Annotated in this window: 6 protein-coding genes and 1 rRNA gene; 6 read left to right on the forward strand and 1 reads right to left on the reverse strand. The window is 63.2% G+C overall.

The features are described from left to right. The 6 genes from R3175_RS17580 to R3175_RS17605 all read left to right on the forward strand — a co-directional run. On the forward strand, positions 1-916 hold a 916-nt coding region (locus tag R3175_RS17580; protein ID WP_318945649.1), incomplete at its 5' end, for a VC_2705 family sodium/solute symporter. Positions 917-1,008: 92 nt separating this feature from the next. Continuing rightward, positions 1,009-1,515, forward strand: a complete 507-nt coding sequence (locus R3175_RS17585) for a hypothetical protein (RefSeq protein WP_318945650.1) — start codon at positions 1,009-1,011, stop codon at positions 1,513-1,515. Positions 1,516-1,676: 161 nt separating this feature from the next. Then, positions 1,677-5,198 carry a PAS domain-containing hybrid sensor histidine kinase/response regulator gene (locus tag R3175_RS17590; protein ID WP_318945651.1) on the forward strand — a complete coding sequence of 1,174 codons (3,522 nt, stop codon included), beginning with the start codon at positions 1,677-1,679 and terminating at the stop codon, positions 5,196-5,198. Further along, positions 5,195-6,838 carry a response regulator gene (locus R3175_RS17595; protein ID WP_318945652.1) on the forward strand — a complete coding sequence of 548 codons (1,644 nt, stop codon included), beginning with the start codon at positions 5,195-5,197 and terminating at the stop codon, positions 6,836-6,838. The genes R3175_RS17590 and R3175_RS17595 overlap by 4 nt, the downstream gene beginning before the upstream one ends. Then, positions 6,831-7,544 carry a HAMP domain-containing sensor histidine kinase gene (locus tag R3175_RS17600; RefSeq protein WP_318945653.1) on the forward strand — a complete coding sequence of 238 codons (714 nt, stop codon included), beginning with the start codon at positions 6,831-6,833 and terminating at the stop codon, positions 7,542-7,544. The genes R3175_RS17595 and R3175_RS17600 overlap by 8 nt, the downstream gene beginning before the upstream one ends. A 33-nt stretch (positions 7,545-7,577) precedes the next feature. Next, the gene (locus tag R3175_RS17605) at positions 7,578-8,321 is read left to right on the forward strand and encodes a response regulator (RefSeq protein ID WP_318945654.1); all 744 of its coding nucleotides are present in this window, start codon (positions 7,578-7,580) and stop codon (positions 8,319-8,321) included. Between the two features lie 299 nt (positions 8,322-8,620). On the opposite strand, the gene rrf is transcribed toward R3175_RS17605, so the two are convergent. Continuing rightward, a 5S ribosomal RNA gene (rrf, locus tag R3175_RS17610) occupies positions 8,621-8,736 on the reverse strand. Positions 8,737-8,797 lie beyond the last annotated feature (61 nt).

Genomic DNA, 8,797 nt, shown 5'->3' on the forward strand with positions numbered 1-8,797 from the left:
CCTGGTGTTCATCGCCCTGCTTTACCTGACTGCGCCGGCTGTTGCCTCTATGGCCCGTCTGAACCTGATGACTACCATCTACCCGGATGGCCCGACAGAACAGGCCATCGAGTACGAGGATCGTCCCCAGTGGATCCGTGACTGGGAAGTAACCGGTCTGATCACCTATGAGGACAAGAACAACGACGGCCGCATCCAGTACTACAACGAAACGCCGGAGTTCGAGCCCACCGCTGAAGCACGGGGCTGGGAAGGCAACGAGTTCAGCTACAACCGGGATATCCTGGTACTGGCGAACCCGGAAATTGCCAACCTGCCGGGCTGGGTTGTCGGCCTGATCGCAGCGGGTGGTCTGGCGGCAGCGCTGTCCACGGCGGCCGGTCTGTTGCTGGCGATCTCCTCGGCGGTCAGTCATGACCTGATCAAGGGTGCCATCAACCCCAACATCACGGAGAAAGGCGAGCTGCTGGCCGCACGGATATCCATGGCGATTGCGATCGCGGTGGCCACTTATCTGGGCGCCAATCCACCCGGCTTTGCGGCCCAGGTTGTGGCACTGGCCTTCGGTATCGCGGCAGCGTCACTGTTCCCCGCCCTGATGATGGGTATCTTCTCCAAGCGGGTGAACAACAAGGGCGCCATCGCCGGTATGCTGGCAGGCCTGATCTTCACCCTGGTGTACATTTTCACCTACCTGGGCTGGTTCTTCATCCCGGGCACCAACACCCTGGCCAACACGCCGGACAACTGGGTACTTGGAATCTCCCCGCTGTCCATCGGCGCGATTGGTGCGATCTTCAACTTCATCGTCGCCTTCGTGGTCTCCAACGCCACTGAAGAGCCGCCGGTTGAAATCCAGGAGCTGGTGGAAAACGTGCGCTACCCCCGTGGCGCTGGCAAGGCCACCGGCCACTGAGCCATAATCAAACCTGATGCAGATTTCGGTCTGTAAAGGTTGATCCAGAACGGGCCTCCTCTCGGGGAGGCCCGTTTTTTTGAGGTAACACTATGTTCTGGAATTTGGTTGCGACGGTTTTCGCCGGTCTCGGCGCTGCCGGTATCGCCCTGGCCATACGGTCACTGACACGAAAGAAAGCGCCGAAATGGCTGATTCCGGTGTTCGCCGGCCTGGGTATGATGGCTTACCAGGTCTACATCGAGTACACCTGGTTTGACCACATGAAATCCCGCCTGCCCTCGGAAGCCATGGTGGTGAGTACCCAGTCTGAGACCACCTGGTGGCGCCCGTGGAGCTACGTGCTCCCGCAGATCACCAGCTTCACGGTTCTGGATCGGGAGAGCATCCGCCGGCAGTCAACCAGCGAGGGTGAGGTCGCCCGCTTCGTGCTCTACCGCTTCCGCCATACCTACGGTGGCCGCGTCTCCGAGGGTATCCACCTGGCCAACTGCCGCACCGGGGAACTGGTGCCGGTCACCGACCAGGGTATGCCGCTGACCGAACAGATGCGCAAACTGGCCCCCGATAACACCCTCAGGCAGGCTGTCTGCCGCTAAACCGGGGCACCGGCCCATCGGCCGGTGCCCCGCCCTGCCGCTGCGGCAAGGGTGAGACCTCCCCAAACGCCCGCGGTCCCGTTACACTGGGCCGTTAGCAGAAGAACGATAACAATCACACTGGTACTGTCTTCCGGTCCGCGACGCGAGAAAGTCTGTCTATGCTCAGCGTATGGCTGCTTGTCCTGATTTCCATCGCCTACATCTCCCTGCTCTTCACCATAGCCTGGGCCGGCGACAAGCACCCGACGCTGTATCGCAAGCGCTTTGCCCGCACCCAGATCTACGCCCTCTCCCTGGCGGTGTATTTCACCTCGTGGACCTTCTACGGCGCGGTGGGCCGGGCCACCCAGGAAGGCCTGGGTTTCCTGCCCATCTACCTGGGGCCGCTGCTGGTGTTCGTCTTTGGCGCTCCGCTACTGCGGCGCATCATCTATATCAGCAAGCGCAATAACAGCACTTCCATCGCCGACTTCATCGCCTCCCGCTACGGCAAGTCCCAGTCCCTGGCGGCCATGATCGCGTTTATCGCCCTGGTGGGCAGCGTCCCTTACATAGCGCTGCAGCTGAAAGCCATCGACATGGGCTTCAGCGTGCTGTCCACCACCGGCAGTGCCCCCGGCCAGCCAAGCCAAAGTTTCTGGACCGACTCCGCCTGGTACATCACCATCGTGCTGGCGATCTTCACGGTGCTGTTCGGCACCCGCCACCTGGAATCCACCGAGCACCACCGCGGCATGATCCAGGCGGTGGCGTTCGAATCGGTCATCAAACTGGTCGCTTTCGTGGCGGTGGGTCTGTTCGTCACCTTCGGCCTCTACGGCGGGTTGGGCGACCTGTTCGGCAGCATCTCCGCCGCCGGCCTGATGGGTACCCTGACCACGGACGCGGTGCAGGCGCCCGCCTTTATCACCCAGACCCTGGTGGCCATGCTGGCTATCATGTGCCTGCCCCGGCAGTTCCACGTCATGGTGGTAGAGAATACCGACCACCGGGACTTCGAGACCGCCCGCTGGGCCATGCCGGTGTATCTGGTGGTGGCCAGCGCCTTTGTGCTCCCCATTGCCGGCGCCGGGCTGCTGATGCCGGCGGCTGCCGGCACCGACCCGGACACCCTCATCCTCAGCCTGCCCATACTGGCCGGCAAGGAGTGGCTGGCGATCCTGGCTTTCCTGGGCGGCGGGTCGGCGGCGGCGGCCATGGTGATTGTATGCTCGGTGGCTATCGCCACCATGGTCAGCAACGAGATGATTATGCCGGCGCTGCTGAAATTCTTCCGGCCCCGTATGAACCGACGGGCGGACCTGAGCTTCCTGCTCCTGAGTATTCGCCGGGTGGCCATTTTCGTGGTGCTGCTGAGCGCCTGGGGGTTCTACCGGATGGCGGGGGCGGATTACAGCCTCACCGCTTTCGGCCTGCTTTCCTTTGCCGCCGCCGCCCAGTTCGGGCCCGCCCTGGTCGGTGGCATCATCTGGCGCCGCGCCAATCACACCGGCGCGGTCTGGGGTCTGGGCCTGGGCTTCGCGCTCTGGTGCTACACCCTGCTGCTGCCGGCCCTGGCATCCACCGGCTGGCTGGGCGAGAGGCTGATCGAGGAGGGCCTCTGGGGCCTGAGCTGGACCCGACCCACGGCGCTGTTCGGGCTGGAACTCGACCACGTCAGCCATGGCATCATCTGGAGCCTGGGGCTCAACACCCTCACCTTCATCACCCTCTCGCTGCTGACTCGCCAGCGGGTGCGAGAGAAGATCCAGATCGCGTCCTTCTTCCAGGATCCCCAGCCCCGCCCCGAGTCACCGCAGCAGCATGCCTGGCAGGGCGAGGTCATGACTGCCGACCTGCAGGCGCTGGTGGACCGTTTCATGGGCGAGGAACGGGCCGAGGCCCTGTTCCGCAACTACGAGCGCCGCAACGCCATCCGGCTGTCGCCGCAGCGGCCGGCGTCGGCGCACCTGATGAAATACATCGAGCGGCAACTGGCCTCGGTGATCGGCAGCTCAACGGCCAGGGTGGTGCTGGAGTCCACCCTGACCGGCCGCGACATGCAGATCGAGGATGTGGTGAGCATCGTCGACGAGGCTTCCCAGGCCATGACCTTCAGCAGGGAGCTGTTGCAGTCGGCCATCGAGAACATCAGCCTGGGGGTGTCGGTGGTCAACAACCAGCAACAGCTGGTGGTCTGGAACCAGCGCTACCTGGAGCTCTTCTCCTACCCCAAGGGTTTCGTACGGGCCGGTCGCTCGGTGGAAGACCTGATGCGCTACAACCTCACCACCACCAACCTGCCGGCCCGCAAGGTGGACGAGATCATCGAGGCACGGTGCCAGAGCATGAGGGGCGGCCAGCATATGTCCTACGAGCGCCACCGGCCCGACGGCACAGTCCTGAAAATCGACGGCAGCCCCATTCCCGGTGGTGGTTACGTCACCACTTTCCAGGACATCACCGCCATGCGTCGAACCGAGCAGGCGCTGAAGGAGACCAACATCTACCTGGAACAGCGGGTCAAGGAACGAACCCAGGAGCTGCAGGTGCTCAATGAGCAGATGCTCAAGGCCAAATCGGTGGCGGAGCAGGCCAACCAGAGCAAGACCCGCTTCCTGGCCTCTGCCAGTCACGACCTGCTGCAGCCACTGAATGCCGCCCGGCTGTTCACCTCCGCCCTCAGCGGCAAGCCCCAGTCGGCGGAAGCGAGAGAGCTGGTGCAGCATATTGACAGCTCCCTGGGGGCTGCCGAGGAGATCATCAGCACCCTGCTGGATATCTCGAAGCTGGACGCCGGCGCGCTGGAGCCCAAGATCACCCGGTTCCCGGTCAACGACATGCTCAAGCACCTGGCCACCGAGTTCTCCGCCATTGCCGCCGAGCAGAACCTGGTTCTGGAGCTGGTGCCCAGCAGCGCCTGGGTGGAGTCCGACGCCAAACTGCTGCGCCGGGTAGTGCAGAACTTCCTGTCCAACGCCATTCGCTATACACCGCGGGGCCGTATCCTGCTGGGCTGCCGCCGCCTGAGAGGCTACCTGCGGATCGAGATATGGGATACCGGACCGGGCATACCCGAGGACCAGCTGGCCCAGATCTTCGAGGAGTTCCGGCGCCTCCAGCATGGCCGCGACAAAAAGGGCCTGGGGCTGGGCCTGGCCATCGTCGACCGCATCAGCGGCATGCTGAACCATCCGGTTCATGTACATTCGGTGCAGGGCCGGGGCAGCGTCTTCAGCATCACCGTGCCGCGCTGCGCACCGGAGCTGCAGATGGACGACTTCGCCATGCGTCCGGCCAGGACCGCCCGGGGGCTGTCGAATCTCAGTGGCCTCAAGGTGTTGTGTATCGACAACGATGTCCATATTCTCGAAGGTATGGCAGCGCTTCTGGGCAACTGGCAGTGCACGGTAACCCTGGCCGAGAGCCTGGAGCATGCCGTCGATCAACTGGATGAAGAGGCCCCGGACATCATGCTTGCGGACTACCAGCTGGATGAGGGTCGCAACGGCCTGGATGCCATGGACGCCATCAGGAAGCAGTTTGACCTGGACCTGCCGGGCATTCTCATCACCGGCTACATGGGGCAGGAAGTGCGGGAGGATGCCAGGGAGCGGGGCTACCAAGTGCTCTACAAGCCATTGAAGCCGGCGGCACTGCGCGCCCTTGTCAACAAACTGCTTAAACAGAAAACCGCATGACTTCAGCACCCTCAATCCCGGCACAGCACGACTTCCACAAGCTGCGATACCTGGTGGTGGACGATTTCGAGAACTTCCGCCTGTCCATGCGCCAGATGCTGCGCAGCTTTGGCGTGGAGAATATTGAGCTGGTGTCCAACGGCAGCGCCGCGATCCAGCGCTGCACCTACGACCATTTCGATGTGGTCCTGTGTGACTACAACCTGGGGGAAGGCAAGAGCGGTCAGCACATCCTCGAGGAGTTGCGGCACAAGAAACTGCTCAAGCGCACCTCCCTGTTCCTGATGGTGACGGCGGAAACCTCCAAGGAGATGGTTATGGGGGCCCGTGAGTATCAGCCCGATGCCTACCTCACCAAGCCCATCAACCGGGCCATGCTGGAGAAGCGATTGGGCAGTCTGGTGGACCAGCGCAATGCGCTGCTGCCCATCAACCGGGAAATCGACCGGGAGAACCTGCCGGAGGCCGCCTCGCTCTGCCTGCAGGCCATCCCGAAGCAGCCGCGCTACAAGACCTGGCTGATGAAAACCCTGGCGGACCTGTATTTCCAGATGGGGGATTTCGGTCACGCCCGCAAGATCTACGACGAGGTCCTGGCCCAGCGGGATCTCTCCTGGGCACGCCTGGGCAAGGCCCGGGTACTTCTGGCCGAACAGTATCTGGACGAGGCCGTCGGCGAGCTCCAGTCCCTGATCGACAGCCATCCGGATTTCATCGAGGCTTACGACACCCTGGCCGATGCCCTCGCCCGCCAGGGCAAGCCCGGCCAGGCCCAGAAAATACTCGAGAAGGCCTCGGAGCTCTCCCCCAACGCCCTGCTGCGGCAGCGGCAGCTGGCCCAGCTGGCAACCACCAACCAGGACATCGACCGTGCCACCGAGGCCTGGCGCAGGACCGTCCAGTTGGGCACCCACTCGATCCACGACAGTGCCGATCACCACCTGGCCCTGGGCAGCGCCCTGGCGGACATCAGTGAGGCCGAGACAGGCTCGGAAGCCCGTGAGCAGGCTACCGAGGCCCTGCAGGTCCTGAGCCGCATGGAGAAGCGCTTTGCCGACACGCCCGGCGCCCAGACCCGCAGCCTGTTGGTCAGGGCGCGGGTTCATGCCGGCCAGGGACAGACCGACAATGCCGTCGCCTGCCTGCAGCAGGCCCAGACCGAGATAGACCCGGCCACCGTCAGTGCCGAGGTTGGGCTGGAGCTGGGCCGCACCCTGTTCCGTCTGGACCGCCACAAGGAAGCCGAAGCCCTGCTGGGAGAACTGGCGCAACGATTTGAGGGCCAGCCGGAGATCCTGCAGGAAATCGAGGCCTTGCTGGACGAGCCGGTGGGTTTCAAGCAGAAGCTCCAGGCCCGGGCCCTGAACCGGGAGGCCATAAAAGCCTTTGAGGCCGGCCAGCTGGAAACCGCCGCCGTTGCCTTCCGCCAGGCCCTGGAGATCGTGCCGACCCACGCAGCCCTGAACCTCAATCTCGTACAGGTTCGCATGAAGCAGATGGCGGAGGGCAACCGCGACCCACAACTGATCGCCGAGAGCCGCCGCTGCCTGACGGCCCTCGACAACCTGCCAGAGCAGCACCGGCAGTACCGCCGGCTGGTCACCCTGCGCAAGAAACTGGATAGCCTGAGCCATGAGTGAACCCAAGAACCCGAAGACCGGCGATCACCCGGAAAGCCCGGTCAGCTTCTCGATGATCATCGCCTCCGCGGTGCATGACATGAAGAACTCCCTGGGCATGCTGCTCCATTCCCTCGATGGCCTGCGCCAGGAGTACGAAAGCGAGCTCGGCGGTTCCCAGCGCTTCAACACCCTGCAGTACGAGGCTGAGCGGGTCCATAGCGACCTGGTGCAGCTGCTTGGGCTGTATCGGCTCGGGGAGCAGACTCTTTCCGCCCACGCCGAAGAGCAGTTCGTACCGGATTTCCTGTCACAGCAACTGGCCCGCCACCGTCCCCTGCTGGAGGGGCACGACCTGGACTGCCGGATCGATGCCGAGGACATCTCCGGGTTCTTTGACGAAGACCTTCTGGCCGGGGTGCTGAACAACACCATCAACAACGCCATTCGCTACACCAAGAGCCGCATCCTGATCACCGCCGAGCAGCGCGACGGCTTTCTCGTCATCGGTGTCGAGGACGATGGTGATGGCTACCCGGAGCACATGCAGAAAGCCGGCACCGTCAGCTTCAAATCCCTGGACTTCAATACCGGTAGCACCAGCCTGGGACTCTTCTTTGCCTCGTCGGTGGCCGGACTTCATCGGGACGGTGATCGCCGCGGTTTTATCAAGCTCCACAACGACGGCCACCTGGGCGGTGGCGTGTTCGAGATCTGGCTGCCATGATGGAAGGCGGCCGTAACTTCACGGAGAGAACCCATGGCTCGAGGTCACGCCCTGATCGTCGACGACTCATCGACGGCGCGTATCATCCTGGCCCGGCTACTGGAGCGAGCCGATCTTAGCAGCCGCGGCGTAGCCACCGCGGAAGAGGGACTGGAAAGACTGCGCCAGGAAACCTTTGACCTGGTGTTCCTTGACCACCTGTTGCCCGGCATGGACGGTTTTGAGGCCCTCGACGCCATCAAGGCGGATCCGGAGCTTCGCCACATTCCGGTCTTCATGTACACCTCCCAGAGCGCCGAGCGCTATCGCCGGGACGCCAAGGCCCACGGCGCCGCCGGCGTCATCGGCAAACAGGTGGACCGGGACCAGCTGCTTACCACCATCGAAGCCATCCTCGCCGATGAGCCCGCCGAGGCGGGCCTGTTCCCAATCGGGCAGTCAGGGCAGGAGCTCACCGAGCAGAGCAGCACCCGCCGTATGACCGGGCGTCTGGCGACCCTGGAAATTGCCTACGAGGAGACCCACGACGAGCTTCGCCACCTGCGTCAGAGCCTGGCCAGGATGGAAGCCCTGCACCAGGAACACCTGGATCTGAGGCATCGGCGCCTCAAATGGCTGACACTGGGCAGTGTGGCTGGACTGACCGGGGTGGTGTTGCTGTTTGGCATGGAGCTCAGGGACCTGTCCGTGGTCATGGAAAGCGTGAATGGGCAGTTGACGGTGATGCAGGAGATTGTTGGGAGTCTGGTGGATCTGGTGGAGGTGGGGAGGGAGTAGCCTGAAGGCAGTGCTTCGCACTGCTGACGATTCCCGGCCCGGGGCGAGACGCCCCGGTCGTTCGCTTCCTGGCAGAGCGGAAGTGAGGCAATAGCCTTGGCCAGCGCTTTGCGCTGGTATGACCTACTATGCTCGCACCTGTCGGTGCTCGGCCCTTCGGGCCCGCCGTCGCTGCGCTCCCGCGTCCTGCGGCGTGCATGGCACGCCTTGTCACATGGGGCCGTGTAGTGGACAGCAGATCCCGTATCCCAAATAAAAAACCCCCGGCAGCTACGCTGTCGGGGGTGTTTTATTTAGGAGCCTGACGATGACCTACTCTCACATGGGCAGAAGCCACACTACCATCGGCGCTGGTCTGTTTCACTTCTGAGTTCGGGATGGGATCAGGTGGTTCCAGACCGCTATGGTCGTCAGGCAAAACGGTTGATCACTGGGGAGGACAAGATTGAATGTTCTGGTTGATAACGATCACGGTC

Source organism: Marinobacter sp., from assembly GCF_033722735.1.
Classification (GTDB): Bacteria; Pseudomonadota; Gammaproteobacteria; order Pseudomonadales; family Oleiphilaceae; genus Marinobacter.